A 23,866-nucleotide genomic window follows, 5' to 3' on the forward strand; every position below is an offset into this window, starting at 1 on the left:
GTGCTCCTTGTTACAGCAGATGTAACGTCTGTATCGTTACCTGAAACGTCAGTGCACTGTACCCCAGGAGGCGACCCGTGCCGAGATCCGCCAGCTCGGCGGTGGACAAGGCGCTCGACCTCGTCGAGGCCGTCGCCCGCGCCGACCGCCCGCTCCGGCTCGGCGAGCTGGCCCAGGCCGTCGGCCTGCACCGGGCCACCGCCTACCGGGTGCTGCTCGACCTGGTCCGGCGCGGCTGGGTCCAGCGCGCGGGGGAGCACTACCTACCCGGCGTGGTGGCCCTGCAGGTGTCGCGGGCGGCGGCGTCCCGCTCACTGGCCGCGCTGTGCCGCCCCGTGCTCGAAGACCTCGCCGGGCGCACCGCGATGATGGTCAACCTGCAGATCCTCGAAGCCGACCGGTCCCGCGTGATCGACGTCGTACGCCCCGCGCGCCTGGAGATGATCAGCGACCTGCGCGACGAGGCCCTGCCCGTGCACCGCTTCGCCGGACCGCTGGCGCTGGTCGCCCAGCTCGACGAGCGGGCCCGCACGCCGTATCTCGCCGTCGCGCAAGCCGCCGGGCATCCGCTGACCGGACCGGGCGGCCTGCTCGCCGACCTGGACCGGGTTCGTGACACCGGCTTCGCCGTCGAGCACGGCCGCAACGACAAGGTGATCGGGTCGATGAGCCGGGCGGTCGTCGCACCGGGCGGCGCGCCGCTGTGCGCCGTCACCCTCGTCGGACCCGACGCCGAGTTCGCCGAGCCCCGCCTGTCCGAGCTCGGACGCGCCCTGGCCGACGCCTCGACAGCACTCACCGTGACTTTGACCGCGCCTGCGAAGGCCGACCCGACCGCACCCACCCGACCCACTGTTGGGAGATCACACCCGTGAACCACGTGCTCGTGCTGGACAAGGCACAGACCAGGGCCGGGCTGGACCCGCTGCGGGTGCTCGACGCGGTGTCGGTCGCGCTGATCGCGCTCAGCCGGGGCGAGGTCAGCGCACCGCCCCGGATCGCGGCCCAGGCGCCGGGCGGGCTGCTCGGCGCGATGCCCGCCTACGTGCCCGGCGTCGGCCTGGCCGCCAAGCTGGTATCCGTGTTCGCGACCCCCGGCCAGGCCGGGCGCAGCTCGCATCGCGGTCTGGTCGCGCTGTTCGACGAGCACGACGGCCGGGTACGGGCCCTGCTCGACGCCGAGCCGCTGACCGCCGTACGCACCGCCGCGTCGGCGACGCTGAGCATGCGCGCGCTGGTCCCGCAGCCGTCGAGGATCGCCGTGATCGGCACCGGTGTGCAGGCTGCGGCGCAGGTGGCGATGCTCGCGGCACTCGACGCGGCGATCCCGGTGGCCGTCGGCGGCCGCGACCCCGCGCGGGCTTCCGGGCTGGCGGCGCGCCATCCGAAGGCCGAGGCGGCGACCGTGGAGGCCGCGGTGCGCGACGCCGACGTCGTGTTCTGCTGCACCGGCGCGACCCAGCCGGTCTTCCCGAAGGCCTGGCTGCGCGCGGACGCGCACGTCAGTTCGGTCGGCGGCTCGCACGGCCCCGAACTCGACCCGGCGCTGATCGCCGAGGCCGCGCTGTACGCGGAGTGGCCCGGAGCCGTGGTCGCGCCTCCCCCGGCCGGGGCCTACGAGCTGCAGGGCGTCGGCCCCGACCGGGTAACGCTACTCGGAGCGGTGCTGGACGGAACCCACCCCGGCCGCGACAGCCGGGGTGGGTTGACGGTGTTCAAGTCGACCGGCCACGGCGCCCTCGACGTGGCCGCCGCCGCGGTCGTGCACGACTGGGCACGGGCCCATGGCGTCGGCACGGCCGTCGACATGTGATCAGACGCCCGCGCCGACCAGCTCCCGGTTCGGGTCCAGCACGTACTTGCTGGCCGCGCCCTGGTCGAAGTCGGTGTAGCCCTTCGGGGCATCGTCGATCGGCAGCACCGTGGCGTGCACGTTCTTGGCGATGTGGGTGCGGTCGTGCAGGATCGCCATCATCAGCTGCCGGTTGTACTGCTTGACCGGGCACTGGCCGGTGGTGAAGCTGTGCGACTTGGCCCAGCCCGTACCGATGCTCACCCGCAGGCTGCCGACCTTGGCTTCGGCGTCCTTGCCGCCGGGATCGCCGGTGACGTACAGCCCCGGGATGCCCAGCCGCGCCGCCGGGCGGGCGATCGACATGATGTCGTTGAGCACGGTCGCGGGTTCCTCCCCGGCGTCCGCGCCGTGCCCGCGCGCCTCGAAGCCGACCGCGTCGACGGCGGCGTCGACCTCCGGCTCCCCGAGGATCTGCTCGACCATGTCGGCCAGGGACGCGTCGGTCGTCAGGTCGACGGTCTCGCAGCCGAAGCTGCGGGCCTGGGCCAGGCGCTGCTCGTTGAGGTCGCCGACGATGACGACGGCCGCGCCCAGCAGGAACGCCGATGTCGCCGCCGCGAGCCCGACCGGTCCGGCTCCGGCGATGTAGACCGTGGACCCGGTGGTCACGCCCGCGGTGTAGCAGCCGTGGTAACCCGTCGGGAAGATGTCGCTGAGCATCGCCAGGTCGAGGATCTTGTCCATGGCCCGGTCCTTGTCGGGGAACTTCAGCAGGTTGAAGTCCGCGTACGGCACCAGCACGTACTGCGCCTGGCCGCCGAGCCAGCCGCCCATGTCCACGTAGCCGTACGCCGCGCCGGCGCGGGCCGGGTTGACGTTGAGGCATACGCCCGTGTGGCCCTCCATGCACATGCGGCACCGGCCGCAGGCGATGTTGAACGGGACCGAGCACAGGTCGCCGACCTTGATGAACTCGACATCCGGGCCTACTTCGACCACCTCGCCGGTGATCTCGTGGCCGAGCGTCTGCCCCTCCGGGGCGGTGGTGCGGCCACGGACCATGTGCTGGTCGCTGCCGCAGATGTTGGAGGCGACGACCTTCAGGATCGCGCCATGGTTGATCTTGCGGTGCTGTTCGGGTAGTTCGAGCTTCGGGTAGTCGAGGTCCTCGACACTGACGTGCCCGGGGCCCTGATAGACGACGGTCTTGTTGCCCGGCATCGGTGCCCACCCCCTCACGTGACGGCACTCGACTCTTATTATCCCAGGTCAGCCGCGCTCAACCATGATCGCGACAGGAAATCCGGTGGGGCTGTCGGGGCGGGCCGTCCATACTTTGATCGATCATCGAGGTGGGGGACATGCGTACCAGCGAGCAGATCTATCACCGGGTGCGCTGGGATCCGAGGTTCGACCCGGAGCGCTTCGTGCTCGGCGTACGCCAGCGCGGAGCCGAACCCAAGCGGGTGCGGTTGCCCTCGTTCAAGCCCGGCGGCGACGTCCCGTGGCACCGGGTGATGTTCATCGAGGCCGACGGGGTGCTCGTCTGGGACCGCGCCACCGGCCTCGACCGGGTCGACACCTCCGGCGCGGGCCTGGTACGCCACCACGGGCTGCTGCCCGCGCCGTTCTTCACGCCGGGCACCGCGCACACCTGGCAACCGGGCCACGGCTGGCGTCCCGCGCCCACCCCGGAGCCCGCCGCACCCGGCCGCCTGCGCCTGCTCACCTGGAACACGCTGTGGGACCGCTACGACAGCGACCGCATCGACACCGCCCGGCGGCGGCCCGCACTGCTGACGTCCCTGGCGGACGCCGACGCGGACGTCATCGCACTCCAGGAGGTCGAACCGGACCTGCTCACCCTGCTGTGCGCCGCACCCTGGGTACGCGAGCACTACACCCTGAGCGCCGCCATGGACGCCCCCGCACCCGGCGGGCTGGTGCTGCTCAGCAGGCTCCCGGTCCGGGAGGTCGGCAGCCACCGGCTCGCCCCGCACAAGGCCGCCGTCGCGATCGTGGTCGACACCGCGACAGGTCCGCTGGTCATCGCCGCGACCCACCTGAGCAGCGACCACTCCGCCGACGGCGCGCGCCGCAGGCAGGACGAACTGACCCTGCTCGCCGAGGGCCTGTCCGACCTCGCCGCCGACGTCGTGCTGATGGGCGACTTCAACGACGAGAGCAGCGCGCCGACGGCGATGCTCGGCATGGACGACGCGTGGACGCAGGTACACGGGCCGGGTGACACCACGCCGACCTTCGACCCGGTCACCAATCCCTTGGCGGCGGTGTCGTCGCTGTCCGGCGTGGCCCGGCGGCTGGACCGGGTGCTGCTGCGTGGCAGCGCGTCAGCCGCGACGGCGACCCTGGTCGGCGACCAGCCGACGGCGGGGCTCTATCCGTCGGACCACTTCGGAGTCCAGATCGACCTGGCCCTGTCCGGTACGCGGGACGGCGACGTGCTCGACGTGGCACCGACCGCGCGTACCGCGCTGGCCTGGCTGCCGCCGGTCACCGACGCGGTCCAGGACCTGCGCCGCGCCCACGACCCGCAGTTGCACCGCTGGCCGCCGCACGTGAACGTGCTGTTCGGGTTCGTGCCCGAGGCCGACTTCGAGGCCGCCGCACCACTGCTGGCCGCGGCCGCCGCCGAGGTGCCGCCGTTCCCGGTACGGCTGCGCGGGGTGCACACCTTCGGCCACCGCGACGACGCGACGATCTGGCTCGACCCGGCCGCCGACGGCGACGCGCCCTGGCACCGGTTGTGGCAGACGCTCCGGCAGCGGTTCCCGCGCTGCCGGGGCCGGGACGAAGGCTTCACGCCGCACCTGACGCTCGGGCGCAGCCGCGACCCGCAGCGGGTGGCCGCCGCCTGCGAGGCCGCGCTCGGCGAGATCCGGGCACAGGTCGGCGAGCTGGTGCTGCTGTCGAGACGCGGCGACGAGCCGATGCGTCCCCGCGCTCTGCTGGCCCTCGGCACGGGCGAGCTGTGCTGGCTGCCCGAGCAGCAGGCGACGCCGGGCGGGACGGCGTCGGTGGCGGTGGATCGCCTCGCGGCGTCGGTCGTCTTACGGTTGTCGGCCGAGTTCGGGGACGGCGTCGTACGTGTCACCGGGTCGCGGCGGATGGGCTGCGCGCTGCCGGGGGCGGATCTGGATCTGGTGGCCGTACTGCCAGGGCGGGTTGATCCCGCCGAGGTGGCGTCGCGGGTGAGCAGGTCGCTGCCGGACGCGGCCGTGCTGCGGTCGGTTGTCGATGCCAGAGTGCCCAGGCTGCGGATGACGGTCGGAGAACTCGACGTCGACCTGGTGGTGATCGGCACCGGTGACCTTGATCCGGCTGACGCTGTCGCCCGGCGTGTGGAGCTGGGCGAGGACGCTGCCGTCGCGCTGAGCGCGGTCAGCGACGCAGATGCGGTAAGCATGGTCGTCGGGGCCCGGCAAGCCGCGTTCGCACTGCTCACGAAGCAGGTCAAGGGTTGGGCGCGGGCGAAGGGACTCGACGCGGCTCCGTTCGGCGGGCTGCCCGGTCTGGCGTGGTCAGTGCTGGCCGCGCGGACCGTGCTCGGCGCGCCCGCCGACGTCAGCGCTGACGCGTTGCTGCTGCGGTTCTTCGAGGACTGGGCGGGGTGGGACTGGCGGCAGGCGGTGGCGCTGACCGGTGAGGCTGACGGCGTACACCCGCAAGGCGCGGTGCTGACGCCGACCTCGCCGGTGCGCAACTGCGCCGACCGGCTCGGACCCGGTGGGTGGGATCTTCTGGTGCAGGAGTTCTACCACGCGTGGGAGGTCGTGGAGGGGGCGTCGCGGGCTGGTGTCGACCCGTGGCCGCTGCTCGTCGAGCCGCCGCCGCTGCACCGGCGTCACGCCCGCTGGCTCGTGGTCGGTGTGCCTGGCGACGGCGAGGCGCTGGGCCGGGTGCGGGGGCGCATGCGTGCCCTGCTGACCCTGCTCGACGAAGCCGGGGTCACGCAGGCACGCGCCTGGCCGAGGCCGTTCGGGAACGACCCGGTCTACTACGCCGTCGGCCTGGGCCGGTCCGCACCGGGCCCGGCGCTGGACGCGGCGCTGCGGTGGGCAGGCGAGCTGCCCGGCGTCGAGGTCGCGCTGCTCGACAACGGCGCGGTGCCGAGCCTGCGCTGACCGCCGTGGGCCCGGCGCGGGCCCACGGCGGGTCTGGATCAGAGCGGGGCGACCCAGTACGGGCTGACCTCCAGCCACCCGTGCGCGCCCGCGCCGTTGAGGCGGCCGCTGCTGCCGGTGGACAGGGTGTACCAGGCGTCGACGAAGTCCGGGTCGTCGGTCCACCAGGACGTCGGGATGGCCGACAGGATCGCGTCGACCAGCGGGATGTACGCCCCGACGTCGAAGATCGTCAGCAGCACCGCCGCGATGGCCTGGGCGAGCTGCTGGTAGTTGGTGTCGCCGTCGTCCTCCATCATCACGACGTCGGCGAGGTTGTACTTGTACGCCGAGAAGTGGACGAGCAGCTGGTTCGGGTAGTACGTCGTGCCGTCGTAGTCCAGGTAGGGCATCTGCACGATGTCGACCTTGGGGTGGCCGTCGAGGCCGAAGCCGCTGACGATGCTGTAGACCTCGGCCGCGCCCTTGATCCAGGGTTCCTGGTCGTCGGACAGGCGCACCGCGTTGACCTTGGTGGCCCAGTAGCCGCCGCTCGCGAGGGCCGCCGAGGCCGCGGCGGGGGCGACGCCGCGCTGGGCGAGCGCCTGGCGCAGGATGTCGAGCCCGGCGGGCAGCGCCTTGGCGACGTCCACCTCGACGACGATCACCGGGCGGGTGGGCGTACGGGCCGGGTCGAGCAGCACACGCCGGCCGTCGGGCTCGTAGGCGGTGACCGACGCCGCGTCGTCGTCGCTGGGGGCCGTGGCGACCAGCGGGACGGTGCCTGCGGCGAGGGCGGCGGCCATGCCGTCGTCGGCCAGGCGGGCCCGGACCAGGGAACCGGTGGACGCGGGCAGGCCCTTGGCGGTGCGTACGGACTGGTCGGCGGTGCGTACGCGGCCGGTGAGGGTGGCGTCGGCGCGCAGCGTGGACAGGTCGACGGGTCCGGAGCGCAGCGCCGAGGTCAGGGTCCGGCGTGCGGTCTGGTCGGCCAGCGAGGAGGCGACCTGCCGGGCGAGGGTGTCCAGGGTGGACGCGACGCCGGCCGGGGCGAGCGCGGGGGCCTGCTGTGATGCGGCCTGCTCGGGGACGTGGGCGGTGGCGGGGGTGGCGGCGAGCACGGCGGCGGCCGCGATACAGGCCGGTAGGACGAGATGGCGCAGGCGCGTTGGGCCCATGGCGTCTCCTTCGCATCCGATCCCGCGCTCGTGGCGCAGGATCTCATGTCTCTCAATGGATGCGGTACATAGTGGACCGTCCGGCATGCCGAAGGCAAGGTCCGTCGATCATGTGTACGCGGAGTTCCGACCGTGTTCACCCACCCGCCCCATCGCCGCAGCTCACCGCACCGCGACGAAAGGAAGGGCACCTGCACAACGTATGGCGATGTGAAGGTGCCCTTCTTCAGCCCTTGACGCAGATGACCTGCTTGAGGCGGGCGGTGATGGTGACCAGGTCGGACTGCTGGGCCATGACCTCGTCGATGTTCTTGTACGCGGCCGGGATCTCGTCGACGACGCCGTTGTCCTTGCGGCACTCGACGCCCTCGGTCTGCTCGGCCAGATCGCGGGTGTTGAAGCGGCGGCGGGCCTCGTTGCGGCTCATCTTGCGGCCCGCGCCGTGCGAGGCCGACTGCAGCGCCGGTGCCGAGCCCAAGCCCTTAACGATGAACGACGAAGCGCCCATCGAGCCCGGGATGATGCCGAAGTCGCCCGCCCCGGCGCGGATCGCGCCCTTGCGGGTGACCAGCAGCTCCTGGCCGTCGTGCTTCTCCTCGGCCACGTAGTTGTGGTGGCAGGAGATCTCCGGCTCGAAGTCGACCTTCTTGAACTGCTTGCGCACCACGTCGCGCAGCAGCGCCATCATCACGGCCCGGTTGCGCCGGGCGTAGTCCTGCGCCCAGAACAGGTCCCGGCGGTAGTCCTCCATCGTCGGCTCGCCCGTGACGAACACGGCCAGGTCCGGGTCAGGCAGGTCGGCGTTGTGCGGCAGGTCCTTGGCCTTGGCGATGTGGTACTGGGCCAGCTCGTTGCCGACGCCCCGCGAGCCCGAGTGCAGCATCAACCAGACCCGGCCCTCACCGTCCAGGCACACCTCGATGAAATGGTTGCCGCCGCCGAGGGTGCCCAGCTGCTGCATCACCCGGCCCTTGCGGCGCAGCACGTGCGGGGCGGTCAGGTCGTCGAAGTCGCTCCAGAACCCGTGCCAGCCGCGCAGCCCGGTGTTGAGGTGGTCGACGTCGACCGAGCGCTGGTGCATGCCCATGCCGACCGGCACGGCCTTCTCGATCGCCGAGCGGAGCCTGCCGAGGTCGTCGGGCAGGTGCCCGGCGCGCAGCGAGGTGAGCTGGGCGGTCATGCCGCAGCCGATGTCGACGCCGACGGCGGCGGGGGCGACCGCGCCGCGCATGGCGATGACCGAGCCGACCGTCGCGCCGATGCCGACGTGCACGTCGGGCATCACGGCCACGGAGTGGGTCCACGGCAGCGCCGCGACGTTGCGCAGCTGCTCCATGGCGCGCTCGTCCACGGTCGCGGGATCGGCCCACATCCGCAGCGGAGCGGCGGTGTCACTGATGGTCTGGTAAGGCATGTCGGTGGTTCCCCCGTCTTCGGTGCCGACGGAGAGTGTGCCGAGCCGAGCGCCGTCCGGCCACTCAATATCATTGTCGGGTACGTCAGCCTGGCGGTTCGCCGTATGGCACGGGACGGCCGGTGCGCAGGCAGGAGGCCAGCCAGAGGGCCCAGCGGTGGACGACGCGCTGGGACTCGACGCCCATCATGAGCACCGCGTAGTTGCCGAACCGGGGGTTGCCCGGGTCGTCCTGACCGGCGGCCCGCATGCGCGAGGCGTCCTGTTCGTACTCGGCGAGCAGTCGCGTCGAGCGTTCGGCGAGATCGGTGTAGAGGGCGGCCATGGCGACGGGATCGGCGCTGGTGGCGGCGTACGCCTTGAGTGTGATCTCGCTGCGTGGCTGGGCTGTCGGCGGGATCACCAGCCAGGCGCGCAGGGCGGTCAGCCCGGCGGCGGTGACCGCGTAGGTCTTCTTCGCGCGGGGGCCGGGTCCGGCCTGCTCGACGGAGTCGACCCAGCCCGCCGCGGACAGGCGGGCGAGTTCGGGGTAGATCTGGCTGTGCCGGGCCGTCCAGAAATGCCCGAGCGGTGCTTTGACCTGCTGGGTCAGCTGGTAGCCGGTGGCGGGGCCGCGGGTGAGCAGTGACAGCAGCGCGTAGCCCAGCGTCGAGCCGGATGTCGTTGCCGAATCGTCACCCTCGATGCCCGCCATCCGGCCTCCGCTCTATGTAACTTCTGACATGTCAACTCTGACATAGGGGGTTCCGTGAAACGCGTCCTCGCCCTGCTCGGCATCGTCACCGTACTCACCGCCTGTAGCCCCGCCGCGCCGACGCCGCCCGCGGCGAGCCCGACCCCGGCGCTCAGCCTGCCTCCGGACCAGCCCGGACCCGGCGAGCACAGCCTCGCGATCGCGCACGGTGGCGTGAAGCGCGAGTACAAACTGCACGCGCCGCCCGGCTACCAGCCGGGAAGCGCCCTGCCGCTGGTGCTCGTGCTGCACGGGCAGCCCGGCAACAGCGCGGGCATCGAGGGGCAGAGCGGCCTGAACCCGATCGCGGACAAGGCCGGGTTCCTGGTCGCCTACCCGCAGGGGCTGGGCGGCAAGTGGGATTCGGGCACCGCCGGTGATCCGGCCAGCGGCGACGTCGGATTCGTCGCCGCGCTGATCGATCACCTCGTGTCCACCTGGCACGCCGACCCCAAACGGGTCCACGTCGCCGGATTCTCCGCCGGTGCGGCGTTCAGCTACCGCCTGGCCCGGGAACTGCCCGGCCGGTTCGCGGCGATCGCGCCGGTCAGCGGCCGGATGGACACCGTGCCCTCGTGGACCGGGCAGCTCGGCACCGCCAATCCGGTGTCGGTGGTGACGTTCCAGGGCGGCAAGGACATGCTCTCGCCCGCGTGGAGCACCACCAACCAGTCCTGGCGGGAGGCCGCGGGCTGCGCCGAGCCGGTGGTCACCCCGGTCCCGGGCACGCAGGGGCGGGCCGAGCGCCGCGTGTCCACCTGCGCGAACGGCGGCGAGCACGTGGTGTACGCGATCGGCCCGATGGCCCACGAGTGGCCGAACACCCGCGAGCATGCCGTCGACGCGAGCACGCTGATCGCGGAGTTCTTCACCCGTCACCGCCTGCCGTGACAGTGCCGCCCGCCCGGTCGGCGTGGCCGGGCGGGCTAACGGCCGACGATCTCCGCTCGCCGTACGTGGCCGAGGTTCGGGGTGACCTCCAGCCGTAGCCACGCGTCCTTGCGCAGCTGGTGGTAGAGCCCGGCGGAGATCTCGTAGCGCACGGCGACGTCGCCGCCGTCGTCGACAGCGACGCGGTAGGTCGTGTTGTCCTCCCCGACGTCGGACTCCAGCCAGATCACCGGCCCGGCGACGATCCGGGCGGGGCGGATCACGTCCAGCAGGCCGCGGTAGCCGGTCCGGGCGAGCCAGGCGACGGCGGCGAGCCACAGCAGCCAGCCCCCCGCGACCAGCGCCACGGGCAGGAGGTCGCCTGGCTGCCGGAGGTCCAGGTCGGCCGAGAACATGCCGAGCAGCAGCAGCCAGATGCCGAAGAACACCGCGGCCGGGATCTGGGTCAGCAGCGCCGCCCACGGCGACCAGCCGAACGCGAACCCCCGGCCGTCGACGAGCCCGACCCGCCGCCACGTCCCGTCGCGCCGTGACCACGCGAAGTCCTGCTTGCCGTCGGCGAACGGGGAGACGCCCAGCCAGGGCAGCCGCGCCCCGGCGGCGACGGCGTACGGCGCGCGCGGGTCGCCGGGTGCGATGCCCGGCTCGGTGCGCAGGCGGGCGTAGACGGCCGCGAGGCGCCTGCCCCGGCCCTGCGGGACCAGCCGCTTCAGCAGCCGGAACGGCAGCGAGACCAGGCGGGCGACGAGCACCACACCGATGGCCAGCGGGGCGCGTCCGGCCTGCCACACCGCGACGATCGCGCCGACCCACAGGATCGTGAACCCGGTCCAGAGCACGACGCGTACGCCCATCGGCACCCGTGGGCGCACCAGCCCGCGCGCGGTCGCGACCTCGGCGAGCAGGTCGGTGAACCGCTCGTGCCACTGTTCGGCCTGCTCGCGAGTGCCGAGGTCGATCGCGCCGAGCGGCACCGGACCGTGTCCGCCGGGCACCCGGGCGACGACGGCGTCGAAGACGTGCTGCTCGAACGGGGCGAGCCCGGCGGGGTCCGGCCGGGGCGCGTGGATCGTCCCGGCCGTGGGGTCGACGGCCAGCAAGCCGCGCGCGACGAGGTCGAGCATCGTGGCGTACGCCCCGGTCGCCGCGACGCGGCGTGGTGGCTGCACGAGCAGGGCGGCCAGGGCCGGTCGTTCAGCGGTCAGGTCCGTCGGGGAGTCGGCCACGCCGCGACGGTAACCAGTGCCGTCCACCCGCAGGTGCACGGCGCAGGGACAGCGGGTGTCGGGGACCGGATGGCGGGGCGTCGGCGCACGTCCCGGCAGCAGGTGACCGCTGCCGGGACGTGCCGGTCACTTGACTTCGCGGCGGGCGACCCGGATCAGGCCCAGCGCCAGCGGGGCAACGATCCAGACCGCGACCGAGGTGCCCAGCCGGGCCCAGTCCCGGCCGGTCATCACCGGTTCGAGCAGCAGGCCGGAGGTGACCGACAGGTCCAGCCACTGCGCGGGTCCGGACAGGGCGGTGACCATCTCGCCGAGGATGCTCCACGCGATCGGGAGCACGAAGTACAGCACGATGGCCAGGGCCGAGTTCAGCAGCACCATGCCGAACGCGACCCCGAGCAGCACGTTGACGACCAGGAACAGCCCGGCCTTGCCCAGCGCGGCGGCGGGCAGGTGCCACGGGTCGGGGCCGCCCGCGAACGGCAGCGCCGCCGCGGTGGCCAGCAGGCACGCGGCGTACGCCAGCACGGCCAGTGCCAGCGCGGCGAGCACCTTCGCGGCGGCGACCCGCATCCGCCGCGGCACCAGCGCGTACGTGGTGAGGGTGGCGCGCTGGGACCACTCGCTGGTGACCGACAGCACGCCGAGCACGGGCAGCAGCACGGCGGCGGGCAGCACGGTCGGGCCGAGCAGCCCGCCGAAGTCGAACCGCGCGTCGGCGGTCAGCGACAGCACGGTGACTACGGCCACGGCGAGCAGTGCGACGACCGCCAGCAGCCACGCCCCGGAGCGGGTGTCGGCCATCTTGCGCAGCTCGACGGCGGTCAGCCGCCACAGCGGCACGGGGGAGTGGGACGCGGTCGCGACGGCGGGGGTGTCGCGGGCGGGCGCGGTGACGGTCATCGGGCGGTCCCTTCGGGGGCGGTGGTGCCGTTGGTGAGGCTGAGGAACATCTCCTCCAGGCCGCGGGCCCGGCCGGGCTGCAGTTCGAGCAGCACCACGCCCGCTGTGGCGGCGGCCCGGCCGACGGCTTCGGCCTCGGCGTCGACGAGCAGCGCGCCGCCGTCGGCGGGGGAGGCGGACAGCCCGGCCGTGGCCAGCGCGGCCCGCAGCGCGGCGGGGTCGAGGGCGCGTACCCGCATCCCGGCGCCGGACAGCAGTTCGTCCTTGGCGCCCTGGGCGACGACCCGCCCGTTGCCGATCATGACGAGCCGGTCGGCGACGGCCTCGACCTCGCGCAGCAGGTGGGAGGAGAGCAGCACGGTGCCGCCCCGGTCGGCGAAGTCGCGCAGCAGGCCGCGCATCCAGAAGATGCCCTCGGGGTCCAGGCCGTTGGCGGGCTCGTCGAGGATCAGCGCCCGGGGCTCGCCGAGCAGGGCCTGGGCCAGGCCGAGGCGCTGGCGCATGCCCAGCGAGTAGTCGCCGACGCGCTTGCGGGCGGCCGAGGACGGCAGGTCGACGCAGGTCAGCAGCTCGCCGACCCGGCTGGACGGGACGCGGAGCAGCTGCGCGGCCAGGGCGAGGGTCTCCCGGCCGGTGCGGCCGGGGTGCTGGGCGGACGCGTCGAGCAGGATGCCGACCTCGCGGCCCGGGTTGGGCAGCTGCCGGTACGGGCGTCCGGCGACGGTGGCGTGCCCGCCGGTCGGCGGGGTGAGTCCGCAGATCATCCGCATGGTGGTGGACTTGCCGGCCCCGTTCGGGCCGAGGAACCCGGTGACAGTGCCGGGCGTGCAGCGAAACGACACGTCGTCGACGGCCGTCTGCGCGCCGTAGCGCTTGGTGAGGTGCGCGACTTCGATCATGCGTACCAGCCTGGCGGCCTCGGGGGTCGGCCCGCAGCGGCCGGAGGGCGACGGGGGCCGACCTTGGTCGACAGCAGGCGTAGACCAAAGTCGGTACCCCGCCCGACCAGGCCGCACGTACCCTGGGAGCCACCATGACGACCGCTGCGGCCCCCACCCACTCCCCGCGCCTGCTGCGTCAGCTGCTGCCCGCCGACCTGCAGCCCGACGGCGCGGCCAGGCGGCGCACCGCCCGCGACTGGGCCGTCGACGTGGCCTGTCTCGTGGCGGCGGTGCTCGTCGGTCTGACCGTGTACGACCTGGATTCCGCGGGCCGCGCGGTGCCCGAGCTGATCCAGTTTGCCGACCTGGTCGCGGGCACCGTGCTGTGCCTGGCCCTGTTCTGGCGGCGGCGTGTCCCGCTGGCCCTGGCCGTCGTGACGGCGGTGGCGGGGGCGTTCTCGCCGCTGTCCGGCGGCGCGGCCATCGTGGCCCTGCTCACCCTCGGCGCACGCGGCCGGCCCGGCGCTGTGCTGGCGGTCGGTGCGATCCACGCGCTGCTGTCGCCGGTGTACCTGCGCCTGTACCCGGATCCGGAGCTGTCGATCTGGCCGTCGGTGGCCTGGACGTGGCTGATGCTCGCCGTGGTCACCGCGTGGGCGCTGTTCCTCGGCGCGCGGCGGCAGCTGGTGCACTCGCTGCGCGAGCGGGCCGTACGCGCCGAGGCCGAGCAGGAGCTGCGCGTCGCGCAGGCCCGCCAGCTGGAGCGCACCCGGATCGCCCGGGAGATGCACGACGTGCTCGCGCACCGGATCTCGCTGCTCAGCCTGCACGCCGGAGCGCTGGAGTTCCGGCCGGACGCGCCGCCGCAGGAGGTGGCGCGGGCCGCCGGCGTCATCCGCGACAGCGCCCACCAGGCGCTGCAGGACCTGCGCGCCGTCATCGGCGTGCTGCGCACTCCCGACGAGCCCGGCGACGAGCCCGAACGGCCCCAGCCGACCCTGTCCGACCTGCCCGGCCTGGTCGCCGAGTCGCGGTCGGCGGGGATGCGGGTGCAGCTCACCCAGCAGCTGCCCGAACCCGCCGCGCTGCCCGCGCATGCCGGGCGCACCGCGTACCGCGTGGTGCAGGAGGGCCTGACCAACGCCCGCAAGCACGCCCCCGGCGCGGCGGTGCGGGTCGCGGTCGCCGGGCAGCCCGCGCAGGGGCTGACCGTCGAGGTGCTCAGCCGGGGGCCGCTCGGCGGCGCGGCGGGTATCCCCGGCACGGGCACCGGCCTGGTCGGGCTGGCTGAGCGGGTGTCGCTGGCGGGTGGGCGCATCGAGCACGGCCGTACCCCGGCGGGCGACTTCCGGCTGTGGACGTGGCAGCCGTGGCCGGCGTGATCCGGCTGCTGATCGTCGACGACGACCCGCTGGTGCGGGCCGGTCTGTCGATGATGCTGGCGGGGCTGGACGATCTGCGGGTGGTCGGCGAGGCGGCCGACGGGACCGAGGTGCCCGCGGCGGTGGCCGCGCACACGCCCGACATCGTGCTGATGGACATCCGCATGCCGCGTATGGACGGCCTGGCCGCCACCGAACTGCTGCGCCGCAGGCCCGGCGCGCCGGAGGTGGTCGTGCTGACCACGTTCGACGCCGACGAGCAGGTGCTGCGGGCGCTGCGGGCCGGGGCCAGCGGGTTCCTGCTCAAGGACACTCCGCCCGCGGAGCTGGTGCGGGCGCTGCGCCGGGTCGCGACGGGCGAGCCGATGCTGTCGCCGTCGGTGACCCGGCAGCTCATCGACCAGGTGACGGCGGGCACCGGAGCCGCTCGCGCGGCCCGCGCGCAGCAGGTGCTGGGCCGGTTGACCGCGCGGGAGCGGGAGGTGGCCGCCGCGATCGGGCAGGGCCTGTCCAACGCCGAGATCGGCGTACGGCTGCACATGAGCGTGGCCACGGTCAAGGCGTACGTGTCGCGGCTGCTGGCGAAGCTGGAGCTGAACAACCGGGTGCAGATCGCGCTGCTGGCGCACGACACGGGGCTCGCCAGCTGAGGATCAGAGCTTGAACGTGACCGTGATGGTCGTGCCCGGCTCCCGGCCGGTGATCGTCATCTCGTCGGTGAACTGGCGGACGACCCACAGCCCGCGGCCGCCCTCGGTGCTCAGCGGCACCCGGTTCATGCCCGCGCTCGCCGTGTCGGCGATGCCCGGACCGTCGTCACTGACCTCGCAGTGGACCGCTGCGTCGTGACGCCACAGCCGCAGGCGGCCCCGCCCGCCGCCGTGCCGGATGGCATTGGTGGCCAGTTCGGTGGCCACCACGAGCAGCCTGCCCAGCCCCGGCTCGGTCAGCCCGAACTCGCCGGCGTGCGCGGCCACGGCCGCGCGCAGCGAGTACAGGTCGTCGGCGACGAACACCGTGTCCAGCCCCTCGGGCTCCGCCATCGCGGGCGGAGGCTCCGGGAGCCAGTCGGCGGCCGTCATGACTGACTCGGCATGACCAGTTGCGGCACGTGTTCGGCGCCTACCGCGTTGAGCACCTGGGCGACCGCCGGAGGGCAGGACACGACCATGCGCCGCCCGGCGGGCAGGGTCGCGGCGGCCTTGACGATGGCGGTGGCCGCCGTGACGTCGATGAATCGCAGCTTGACCAGGTTGAGGTGGATGTTGTCGTCAAGCCGCAGCGCCTCGGTCAGTGCCTGCTGCAGCGGCTGCAGGTGGGTGTAGTCCATCTCGCCGGCGGCGCGCACCCCCGGTGGGCGGTGCTGGCGGCAGATCCGCAGCAGGGGAGTGTCGTGGTAGGCCAGCGCCGCGACCGTCTTGTGGTGGGCGTCGCTGGCGAAGGCCAGCGTCACCGAGTCGAACGTCTCCCGGTCGTACTGGCAGATCGCGGTCAGCCGCCCGTCGGTGAACAGGCTCGCGGCCTGCTGCTCGAACGCGACGAGCTGGTCGATGGCGATCGGCCGCCCCGCCCAGCACATGTCGGCGCTGACCCGCAGCCCCGGCATGCCGCGCCGGGCGGCCTGGTGGCGCTCCCGTGCGATCAGGGCGACCATGCGCTCGGCGGTCGCGCCGCCGTCCGCTGCCGGGGCGTCCTGGCTGGTGTACAGCGTGAGCTGGCCGCGGTCGATGGCCGCCACGCTGGCGACCTCGCGCATCGCCAGCTCCTCGGACAGCTCGTCGGGGGTCAGCGCGTCGGTGAAGCAGATCACGCGCTGGCCGCGGTGCAGTCCGTCCGCGACGAAGTCGGCGACCAGGTCGAGCCTCTCGTCGGGGTCGGTGAACGTCAGGCAGGCGTGATCACCTGGGTTGATCTCGTCCACGGTCACCGCATCCGCCATGGGGTTCCTCTCCTCGGCGCGCCTGGCAAGCGGTCAGTACCCGATGGGAACCTTGACTAACCAGGTCGGGCGTGCAGTTCTGCGGCAGTTGCCGCTACTTCCGCCCATGATCGGACATTGCTACCGGGTACGCCAGCGGTGCACGTTACCGGAGCCGGGTTCCGGGCACGCGCGGCACGCGAGCGGCGGCCGCCGGGGCACCCGTGACGATCGTGGGCAATCGCTCTCCCATGATCCACGGATTCGGGCCGTGCCAACTCGCCCGCCCGAATGCAGTACCCGGCAACAAAAGCGCTGCCTGGGCACCTTCTGAACGGATCTCCGTGACACACCACGGAAACATGCCCTTGACAGCTATCGAACAAACGACAACTCTCTGTTTCAGAGAGCGCTCTCTACCGTCCACCGACCGTCCTGATCGCACAGGCCGGCCGGACCCGTCGCCCAGTCCCCTACCAGGGAGAAGAGATGCAATCCGTCCCCCGTCTGGCCGTGTCCCGCGGCAGACCCCTGTACGCCCTCGTGCTCGCAACCGTCGGCGTACTCCTCATGGCCTATTTCGTCGTGATCGGCAACAGTGCGGCGAACGCCGCGGTGACCCTGCTCTCGCAGGGCAAGACCGTCACCGCGTCGTCGGTGGAGAACGCGGGCACGCCCGCGTCGGCCGCGGTCGACGGCAACACCGGCACCCGCTGGTCCAGTGCCGCCAGCGACCCGCAGTGGATCCAGGTCGACCTCGGTGACACCGCCACCCTCAGCCAGGTCATCCTGCGCTGGGAGTCGGCGTACGCCACCGCGTTCCAGATCCAGACCTCGGCCAACGGCAGCAGCTGGACCACCGTCTACAGCACGACCACCAGCACCGGCGGCGTGCAGACCCTCAACGTGACCGGCTCCGGCCGCTACGTGCGGGTGTACGGCACCGCGCGGGCGACCGGCTACGGCTACTCGCTGTGGGAGTTCCAGGTCTACGGCGAGATCGGCGGCGGCACCGGCGGCTGCGGCACCACGAACGTCGCCCAGGGCAAGCCCGCCACCGCCTCCTCGGTCGAGAACGCCGGCACGCCGGCGTCCAACGCCGTCGACGGCAGCGGCACCACCCGCTGGTCCAGCGCCTTCGCCGACCCGCAGTGGCTGCAGATCGACCTCGGCGTCGCCACCCCGATCTGCCAGGTGATCCTGACCTGGGAAGGCGCCTACGCCACGGCGTACCAGATCCAGGCGTCGACCAACGCGACCACCTGGACCACGGTCTGGAGCACCACCACCGGCACCGGCGGCACCGCCACGATCAACGCGTCAGCCTCGGCGCGCTACGTGCGCGTCTACATGACCGCCCGCGCCACCGGCTGGGGCTACTCGCTGTGGGAGGTCGCCGTGCGCTCCGGCACCCCGACCTCGCCCAGCGCCAGCCCGAGCACGCAGCCCTCGCCCAGCCCCAGCGGCGAGGTCATCCCCGGCGGCGGCTCGCTCGGCCCGAACGTGAAGGTCTTCGACCCGTCCATGTCCGGGGCGACGATCCAGGCGCAGGTCAACACCATCTTCAACGAGATGGAGTCGAACCAGTTCGGCCTGCAGCGCTACGCGCTGGCGTTCAAGCCGGGCACCTACAGCGGGTTCAACGCCCAGATCGGGTTCTACACCTCGATCATCGGTCTCGGCCAGAACCCCGGTGACGTACGCATCAACGGCGACGTGACCGTGGACGCGGGCTGGTTCCAGGGCAACGCCACGCAGAACTTCTGGCGCTCGGCGGAGAACCTGTCCATCTACCCGTCGGCCGGGTTCACCCGGTGGGCCGTCTCGCAGGCCGCGCCGTTCCGGCGGATGGACATCCACGGCGACCTGAACCTCGCCCCGAACGGCTACGGCTGGGCCAGCGGCGGCTACATCGCCGACAGCCGGGTCTCCGGCGCGGTCGGGCCGTACTCGCAGCAGCAGTGGTACACCCGGGACAGCCAGATCGGCGGCTGGGTCAACGGCGTGTGGAACATGGTGTTCTCGGGCGTGCAGGGCGCTCCGGCCAACGGCTTCCCGAACCCGGTCTACACCACTCTGGCGACCACCCCGCAGAGCCGGGAGAAGCCGTACCTGTACATCGACGGCGGCGGCAACTACCGGGTGTTCGTGCCGTCCCTGCGTACCAACGCGTCCGGCACCACCTGGGCGGGCGGCTCCACCCCCGGCAGCTCGCTGCCGCTGAGCGCGTTCTACGTGGCCAAGCCGGGCGACAGCGCGGCGCGCATCAACCAGGCGCTGGCCCAGGGCCTGCACCTGCTGTTCACGCCGGGCATCTACCACACCAGCGGCACGATCAACGTCAACCGCCCCGACACCGTGGTGCTGGGTCTCGGCTACGCGACGATCATCCCGGACACCGGGGCCATCCCGATGTCGGTCGCCGACGTGGACGGCGTGAAGATCGCCGGTCTGCTGTTCGACGCGGGCCCGGTCAACTCGCCGGTGCTGCTGCAGCTCGGCGCGAACGGCTCGTCGGCCAGCCACGCCGCCAACCCGACGTCGATCTCGGACGTGTTCTTCCGGATCGGCGGCGCGCACGCCGGCAAGGCCACCACCAGCCTGCTGGTCAACAGCAACAACGTGATCATCGACCACATCTGGGCGTGGCGCGGCGACCACGGCGCGGGCATCGGCTGGACCGTCAACACGGCCGACTACGGCGTCATCGTCAACGGCAACAACGTGCTGGCGACCGGTCTGTTCGTCGAGCACTACCAGAAGTACAACGTGGTCTGGAACGGCCAGGGCGGCAAGACGATCTTCTTCCAGAACGAGCTGCCCTACGACCCGCCGAACCAGGCGGCCTACATGAACGGCGCCACCAGGGGCTACGCCGCGTACAAGGTGGCCGACACGGTGACCAGCCACGAGGCCTGGGGTCTGGGCATCTACTGCTACTTCAACGTGGATCCCACGATCCACGCCGCGAGGGGTATCGAGACGCCGAACAACCCCAACGTCAAGTTCCACAGCATCTCCACGGTGTCGCTGGGCGGCAACGGTGTGATCGACAACGTCATCAACACCACCGGTGGACCCGCACAGGGCACGGCGACCGTGCCGAGCACCGTCACCAGCTACCCGTGACCCAGGTGGCACCCCGCTAGGTGACTGATCGAGGGCCGACTCGGCTTGCCGGGTCGGCCCTCCCGCGTTCCGGGGGAACACACCGGCGTGGCTGGACGCTCGTGCACAGGGCTACCACCTCGCCCACCCGATGCCGCTGACCTCCCTGATCGACCTGCTGTCGGGCGACCCCGCCGATCGCCGACGCACCGCCGCCCGCGAACGGGCCTGACCCCCGCGACCGGCCGGAACTGCCGGGCGCGGCGTGGCCGGGGAGTGTCCGGCCGTTCACCGTGCATTCTGTGATCAGTCCGTTGCGCCGCGTGAGTGGCCGGTGGGTGGTCCAGAGGGCGCGAGCTTGGCGGTGAGGTGGCCGGTGTTCAGATGGCGTGAGGTGTACGGGGGCAGGACGCCGCCGCCCGGCCAGGTCGTCGCGCCCGACGAGCGGCTGTCCTGGCCCCGCATGGCCGGGCTCGGCGCGCAGCACGTGGTGGCGATGTTCGGGGCGACGTTCGTCTTCCCGGTCGTCATGGGCCTCAACCCGCAGCTGGCGATCATGATGAGCGGCGTCGCCACGATCTGCTTCCTGCTCATCGTCAAGGGCGTCGTGCCCAGCTACCTGGGCACTTCGGCGTCGTTCGTCAGCGCCGTGGCCGCTATCCGGGCCCAGGGCGGCGACTCCGCGCAGGTCACCGGCGCGATCCTGGTCGCCGGTCTGGTGCTGGCGCTGTGCGGCCTGCTCATCCACCTGCTCGGGTTCCGGGTGCTGCACGCGGTCCTGCCACCCGTGGTCACCGGCGCGGTCGTCATGCTGATCGGCTTCAACCTCGCCCCGGTCGTCGCGTCCGTGTACTGGCCGCAGGACCAGTGGGTGGCCCTGGTGACCATGACGTTCGTCATCGTGGTCGCGGTCGCCGCACGCGGGTTCATCGGGCGTATCGCCATCTTCCTCGGCCTGATCTTCGGCTACCTGCTGTCCTGGCTGCTCGACCGCGTCGCCGGGCCGATCACGTCGGTGCTGCCGGGATCGAGCGGCCCGACCACGCACGAGCGGGTCGACTGGTCGTCGGTGGCCGCCGCGCCCTGGGTCGGCTTCCCGCCGCACACCACCACCGGCGCCGACGGCAACGAGGTCGCCGGCTGGCACGCCCCCGCGTTCACGTTCGGGTTCATCTTGCTGGTGCTGCCCGCCGTGGTCGCGCTGATCGCGGAGAACGCCGGGCACGTCAAGGCCGTCGCCGAGATGACCGGCCACGACCTCAACCCGGTCATGGGCAGGGCCATCGGGGCCGACGGCGTCGCCACCGTGCTGGCCAGCTCCGTCGGCGGCTCGCCGACCACCACGTACGCGGAGAACATCGGGGTGATGGCGGCGACCCGGATCTACTCGACGGCGGCGTACTTCATCGCGGCGCTCGTGGCGATCGTGTTCGGCTTCTCGCCCAAGTTCGGCGCGGTCATCTCGGCGACCCCGGGCGGGGTGCTCGGCGGCATCACCGTGGTCCTGTACGGCATGATCGGCCTGCTCGGCGCGAAGATCTGGAAGGAGAACGGGGTGGACTTCGGCAACCCGGTCAACCTTGTTCCGCTGGCCGCGGGCATCATCATCGCGATCGGCGACACCTCGCTGGTGTTCAGCCCGACGTTCCAGCTCAGCGGCATCGCGCTGGGCACCATCGTCACCATCGCCGGCTACCACCTGGCCCGCTGGCTGGCCCCGGAACACCTGCGCGAGCAGCAGCGCCTGGAGCGGCCCTGCCCCGGCGTCGGGGTGACGCCGGGGGAGCAGCGCGGCGCGGCCGACGCCTGAGGCACACCGTCCGCGATGTCGCCGGATGCGCCGTGGCGGGCACACCGCGCTGCGATGATGGACCGATGATGATCGACCTCTCCGGGCGCACCGCGCTCGTCTCAGGTTCGACCCAGGGCATCGGGTACGCCATCGCCGAGCGCCTGGCGCGCAGCGGCGCGCACGTGGTCGTCAACGGCCGCGGCGCGTCCACCGAGGACGCCGCGGCCCGGCTGCGCACCGCGGTGCCGGACGCGGCGGTCACCGCGGTCGCGGCGGACCTGAGCACCGCCGACGGGGCGGCGGCCATGCTCGACGCGATGCCGCGACTCGACATCCTGGTCAACAACCTGGGCATCTTCGAGGCCAAGCCGGTGCTGGAGATCAGCGACGCCGAGTGGACACGCTTCTTCGAGGTCAACGTGCTGTCGGCGGTCCGGCTGATCCGGCTGTACCTGCCGGGCATGATGGAGCGCGGCTGGGGCCGCGTGCAGTCCATCGCCAGCGACTCCGCCGTGGTCACCCCGATCGAGATGGTCCACTACGGCATGACCAAGACGGCGCTGCTCGCGGTCACCCGAGGCTACGCCAAGGCGGCGGCGGGCACCGGCGTGACCGTCAACTCGGTGATCGCCGGGCCGACCCACACCGCCGGCGTGGAGACGTTCGTCGGCGACCTGGTCGGCGACGACGTGCCCTGGGACGAGGCGCAGCGCCGGTTCATGCGCGAACACCGGCCGTACTCGCTGATCCAGCGGCTGATCGAGCCCGAGGAGATCGCCAACATGGTGGCGTACCTGTGCTCGGACCAGGCGAGCGCGACGACAGGCGGGGCGCTGCGCGTGGACGGCGGCTACGTCGACGCGATCCTGCCCTGACCGGCAGGTGTCAACGGCGCGGCTCCGGGTACCTCACCCCCATCGCACGCGGACAAGGGGAGACATGGGCGAACTGGACTGGCTGGCCGCCGTACGCCATGCCGAGAGCGTCGGCAACGTCGCGGCCGTGCTCGCCGAGGGCACGGGGGCGTCGCGGCTGGACCTCGCCCCGCGCGACCCGGACGTGCCGCTGTCGGACCTGGGCCGCGAGCAGGCCGCCGCGACCCGCGGCTGGCTGGCCGGTGTGCCCAAGCCCGACCTGGTGCTGGTCTCGCCCTACCTGCGCACCACCGACACGGCCAAGGCGATGACCGACGGCCTGGACCTGCCGCTGTCGTTCGACGAGCGGCTGCGCGACCGGGAACTGGGCATCCTCGACCTGCTGACGGCTCGCGGCGTGCAGGAGCTGCACCCGACCGAGGCCGAGCGCCGCCAGCGGCTCGGCAAGTTCTACTACCGGCCGCCGGGCGGGGAGTCGTGGGCGGACGTGGCACTGCGGATCCGGACGCTGCTGTCCGACCTGCGCCGCGACCACAGCGACCGGCGGGTGCTGCTGGTCACCCACGACGTGGTCGTGCAGATCATCCGCTACCTCGTCGAGGACCTGGACGAGCAGCGGCTGCTGGACCTGAGCCGGGCCGCGGCGATCGGGAACACCTCGGTCAGCGTATGGGCACGCGACGGCGGCCGCCTCGTTCCGCAGGTGTTCAACGACGTCGCCCACCTGCGTGCCCGCGACACCACGCCGACCCGCGAGGAGGGCATCCGTGCCGAGCCGGTCTGAACCTTCGATCGTCACCGTCCAGCTGCTGCGCGACTGGCCACTGCCGGAGGTCGCCGGAGCCAAGGACAGCCGGGGGACCGCCCTGATCGTCGGCGGCTCGCGGCACACGCCCGGGGCGGTGCTGCTGGCCGGGGTCGCCGCGCTGCGGGCCGGGGCGGGGGTGCTGCAGCTCGCCGTCGAGGAGTCGACCGCGACCGCGCTGAGCATCCAGGTGCCCGAGGCGCTGGTGCTCGACCTGCCCGAGCCCGGCGGCGACCGGGGCTTCCCCGACCGCCTGGCCGAGCTGGCCGGGCAGGCGACCGCCGTCGCGATCGGGCCGGGCCTCGGTGACATCGACCATGCCGCCGACCTGCTGCGCCACGTGCTGGACGCGACCGGGCCGGACACCACCGTGGTGCTGGACGCCTACGCGCTGGGCGCGCTCAGCAAGGACCCGTCGCTGACCGCCGACCGGCCCGGCTCGTACGTGCTGACGCCCAACGTCGGCGAAGCCCGGTACCTGCTCGGCGGCGACGTCGGCGAGGACCTGATGGACGCCGCGGTGCGCATCGCGCAGCGCTACCGGGCGGTGGTGTCGCTGTTCGGGCGGATCGCCGACCCGGACGGCCGGACCTGGTGGGAGCAGACCGGCGGCAGCGGCCTGGGCACCTCCGGCAGCGGCGACGTGCGCGCCGGGGTCGTCACCGGCCTGCTGTCCCGGGGCGCCGAACCCGCCCAGGCCGCGTGCTGGGCGGCATACGCCCACGCGGGCAGCGCCCAGCGGCTGGCCCCCCGGTTCGGCCGGATCGGCTTCCTGGCCCGCGAGATCGCCGACGAGATCCCGGCGGTGCTCGCCTCGGTGTGATCCGGCCCGGACACGCCG

The 23,866-nt window shown here is 72.7% G+C and carries 20 protein-coding genes; 11 read left to right on the plus strand and 9 right to left on the minus strand.

The genetic code is table 11. From position 1 onward, the window contains the following. Positions 1–77 precede the first annotated feature (77 nt). Positions 78–875, plus strand: coding sequence for an IclR family transcriptional regulator (locus HAV40_RS09855; RefSeq protein ID WP_203670862.1), 798 nt, complete (start codon positions 78–80; stop codon positions 873–875). Beyond that, the gene (locus HAV40_RS09860) at positions 872–1,813 is read left to right on the plus strand and encodes an ornithine cyclodeaminase family protein (protein WP_166380555.1); all 942 of its coding nucleotides are present in this window, start codon (positions 872–874) and stop codon (positions 1,811–1,813) included. Before HAV40_RS09855 ends, HAV40_RS09860 begins: the two co-directional genes overlap by 4 nt. On the opposite strand, the gene fdhA is transcribed toward HAV40_RS09860, so the two are convergent. Continuing rightward, on the minus strand, positions 1,814–3,016 hold the full coding sequence (fdhA, locus tag HAV40_RS09865; protein ID WP_166380556.1) for a formaldehyde dehydrogenase, glutathione-independent: 1,203 nt from the start codon (positions 3,014–3,016) through the stop codon (positions 1,814–1,816). A 140-nt stretch (positions 3,017–3,156) separates the two neighbouring features. Here fdhA and HAV40_RS38840 point away from each other — a divergent pair, with 140 nt between their 5' ends. Further along, entirely contained in the window at positions 3,157–5,940 is a 2,784-nt protein-coding gene (locus HAV40_RS38840) for a poly(A) polymerase (RefSeq protein WP_166380557.1), read from the plus strand. Between the two features lie 38 nt (positions 5,941–5,978). Here the strand turns inward: HAV40_RS38840 and HAV40_RS09875 are convergent, their stop codons facing one another. The 3 genes from HAV40_RS09875 to HAV40_RS09885 form a co-directional block, all read right to left on the minus strand. After that, positions 5,979–7,097 carry a DUF3103 family protein gene (locus tag HAV40_RS09875; protein WP_166380558.1) on the minus strand — a complete coding sequence of 373 codons (1,119 nt, stop codon included), beginning with the start codon at positions 7,095–7,097 and terminating at the stop codon, positions 5,979–5,981. Positions 7,098–7,323: 226 nt separating this feature from the next. After that, complete coding sequence (locus HAV40_RS09880) at positions 7,324–8,511, minus strand: RtcB family protein (protein WP_166380559.1); 1,188 nt, start codon at positions 8,509–8,511, stop codon at positions 7,324–7,326. Between the two features lie 85 nt (positions 8,512–8,596). After that, positions 8,597–9,205 carry a PadR family transcriptional regulator gene (locus tag HAV40_RS09885; RefSeq protein WP_166380560.1) on the minus strand — a complete coding sequence of 203 codons (609 nt, stop codon included), beginning with the start codon at positions 9,203–9,205 and terminating at the stop codon, positions 8,597–8,599. Positions 9,206–9,259: 54 nt separating this feature from the next. Here HAV40_RS09885 and HAV40_RS09890 point away from each other — a divergent pair, with 54 nt between their 5' ends. Beyond that, positions 9,260–10,135, plus strand: a complete 876-nt coding sequence (locus HAV40_RS09890) for a CE1 family esterase (protein ID WP_166380561.1) — start codon at positions 9,260–9,262, stop codon at positions 10,133–10,135. Between the two features lie 35 nt (positions 10,136–10,170). Here HAV40_RS09890 and HAV40_RS09895 read toward each other — a convergent pair whose 3' ends face one another. The 3 genes from HAV40_RS09895 to HAV40_RS09905 form a co-directional block, all read right to left on the minus strand. Next, positions 10,171–11,361 carry a DUF2207 domain-containing protein gene (locus tag HAV40_RS09895; protein ID WP_166380562.1) on the minus strand — a complete coding sequence of 397 codons (1,191 nt, stop codon included), beginning with the start codon at positions 11,359–11,361 and terminating at the stop codon, positions 10,171–10,173. 126 nt (positions 11,362–11,487) lie between these two features. Beyond that, positions 11,488–12,264, minus strand: coding sequence for an ABC transporter permease (locus HAV40_RS09900; RefSeq protein ID WP_166380563.1), 777 nt, complete (start codon positions 12,262–12,264; stop codon positions 11,488–11,490). Further along, positions 12,261–13,163 (minus strand): ABC transporter ATP-binding protein, encoded by a 903-nt coding sequence (locus HAV40_RS09905; RefSeq protein WP_166380564.1) that lies wholly within the window; start codon positions 13,161–13,163, stop codon positions 12,261–12,263. The genes HAV40_RS09900 and HAV40_RS09905 overlap by 4 nt, the downstream gene beginning before the upstream one ends. Positions 13,164–13,297: 134 nt before the next feature. Here HAV40_RS09905 and HAV40_RS09910 point away from each other — a divergent pair, with 134 nt between their 5' ends. Both HAV40_RS09910 and HAV40_RS09915 read left to right on the plus strand, forming a co-directional pair. Further along, complete coding sequence (locus HAV40_RS09910) at positions 13,298–14,527, plus strand: sensor histidine kinase (RefSeq protein ID WP_166380565.1); 1,230 nt, start codon at positions 13,298–13,300, stop codon at positions 14,525–14,527. 50 nt (positions 14,528–14,577) lie between these two features. Then, positions 14,578–15,177: a response regulator gene (locus HAV40_RS09915; protein ID WP_239085734.1), complete on the plus strand. Its 600-nt coding sequence runs from the start codon at positions 14,578–14,580 to the stop codon at positions 15,175–15,177. Positions 15,178–15,180: 3 nt separating this feature from the next. Here HAV40_RS09915 and HAV40_RS09920 read toward each other — a convergent pair whose 3' ends face one another. Both HAV40_RS09920 and HAV40_RS09925 read right to left on the minus strand, forming a co-directional pair. Further along, a complete protein-coding gene (locus HAV40_RS09920) occupies positions 15,181–15,609 on the minus strand; it encodes an ATP-binding protein (protein WP_166380566.1) in 429 nt (142 codons plus the stop codon). Next, complete coding sequence (locus HAV40_RS09925; protein WP_166380567.1) at positions 15,606–16,466, minus strand: MEDS domain-containing protein; 861 nt, start codon at positions 16,464–16,466, stop codon at positions 15,606–15,608. The genes HAV40_RS09920 and HAV40_RS09925 overlap by 4 nt, the downstream gene beginning before the upstream one ends. Before the next feature lie 468 nt (positions 16,467–16,934). Between HAV40_RS09925 and HAV40_RS09930 the strand changes: the two genes are divergently transcribed. The 5 genes from HAV40_RS09930 (at position 16,935) to HAV40_RS09950 (ending at position 23,848) form a co-directional block, all read left to right on the plus strand. Then, positions 16,935–19,574 carry a discoidin domain-containing protein gene (locus HAV40_RS09930; protein ID WP_166380568.1) on the plus strand — a complete coding sequence of 880 codons (2,640 nt, stop codon included), beginning with the start codon at positions 16,935–16,937 and terminating at the stop codon, positions 19,572–19,574. A gap of 355 nt (positions 19,575–19,929) precedes the next feature. Continuing rightward, positions 19,930–21,363 (plus strand): uracil-xanthine permease family protein, encoded by a 1,434-nt coding sequence (locus HAV40_RS09935; RefSeq protein ID WP_203670859.1) that lies wholly within the window; start codon positions 19,930–19,932, stop codon positions 21,361–21,363. 65 nt (positions 21,364–21,428) lie between these two features. Beyond that, on the plus strand, positions 21,429–22,220 hold the full coding sequence (locus HAV40_RS09940; protein ID WP_166380569.1) for an SDR family NAD(P)-dependent oxidoreductase: 792 nt from the start codon (positions 21,429–21,431) through the stop codon (positions 22,218–22,220). 64 nt (positions 22,221–22,284) lie between these two features. Beyond that, positions 22,285–23,004, plus strand: a complete 720-nt coding sequence (locus tag HAV40_RS09945) for a histidine phosphatase family protein (RefSeq protein WP_166380570.1) — start codon at positions 22,285–22,287, stop codon at positions 23,002–23,004. After that, positions 22,988–23,848, plus strand: coding sequence for an NAD(P)H-hydrate dehydratase (locus HAV40_RS09950; RefSeq protein ID WP_166380571.1), 861 nt, complete (start codon positions 22,988–22,990; stop codon positions 23,846–23,848). Before HAV40_RS09945 ends, HAV40_RS09950 begins: the two co-directional genes overlap by 17 nt. The last annotated feature ends 18 nt before the right edge of the window (positions 23,849–23,866 follow it).

Origin of the sequence: Catellatospora methionotrophica (assembly GCF_011297335.1) — a bacterium.
Classification (GTDB): domain Bacteria; phylum Actinomycetota; class Actinomycetes; order Mycobacteriales; family Micromonosporaceae; genus Catellatospora; species Catellatospora methionotrophica.

Bases quoted from the DNA above. Each gene is read 5' to 3' on its own strand.
- HAV40_RS09875 (WP_166380558.1), bottom strand. From the start codon at position 7,097: ATGGGCCCAACGCGCCTGCGCCATCTCGTCCTACCGGCCTGTATCGCG.
- HAV40_RS09910 (WP_166380565.1), top strand. From the start codon at position 13,298: ATGACGACCGCTGCGGCCCCCACCCACTCCCCGCGCCTGCTGCGTCAG.
- HAV40_RS38840 (WP_166380557.1), top strand. From the start codon at position 3,157: ATGCGTACCAGCGAGCAGATCTATCACCGGGTGCGCTGGGATCCGAGG.
- HAV40_RS09885 (WP_166380560.1), bottom strand. From the start codon at position 9,205: ATGGCGGGCATCGAGGGTGACGATTCGGCAACGACATCCGGCTCGACG.
- HAV40_RS09915 (WP_239085734.1), top strand. From the start codon at position 14,578: ATGATGCTGGCGGGGCTGGACGATCTGCGGGTGGTCGGCGAGGCGGCC.
- HAV40_RS09880 (WP_166380559.1), bottom strand. From the start codon at position 8,511: ATGCCTTACCAGACCATCAGTGACACCGCCGCTCCGCTGCGGATGTGG.
- fdhA (WP_166380556.1), bottom strand. From the start codon at position 3,016: ATGCCGGGCAACAAGACCGTCGTCTATCAGGGCCCCGGGCACGTCAGT.
- HAV40_RS09900 (WP_166380563.1), bottom strand. From the start codon at position 12,264: ATGACCGTCACCGCGCCCGCCCGCGACACCCCCGCCGTCGCGACCGCG.
- HAV40_RS09905 (WP_166380564.1), bottom strand. From the start codon at position 13,163: ATGATCGAAGTCGCGCACCTCACCAAGCGCTACGGCGCGCAGACGGCC.
- HAV40_RS09940 (WP_166380569.1), top strand. From the start codon at position 21,429: ATGATGATCGACCTCTCCGGGCGCACCGCGCTCGTCTCAGGTTCGACC.
- HAV40_RS09945 (WP_166380570.1), top strand. From the start codon at position 22,285: ATGGGCGAACTGGACTGGCTGGCCGCCGTACGCCATGCCGAGAGCGTC.
- HAV40_RS09920 (WP_166380566.1), bottom strand. From the start codon at position 15,609: ATGACGGCCGCCGACTGGCTCCCGGAGCCTCCGCCCGCGATGGCGGAG.
- HAV40_RS09925 (WP_166380567.1), bottom strand. From the start codon at position 16,466: ATGGCGGATGCGGTGACCGTGGACGAGATCAACCCAGGTGATCACGCC.
- HAV40_RS09930 (WP_166380568.1), top strand. From the start codon at position 16,935: ATGCAATCCGTCCCCCGTCTGGCCGTGTCCCGCGGCAGACCCCTGTAC.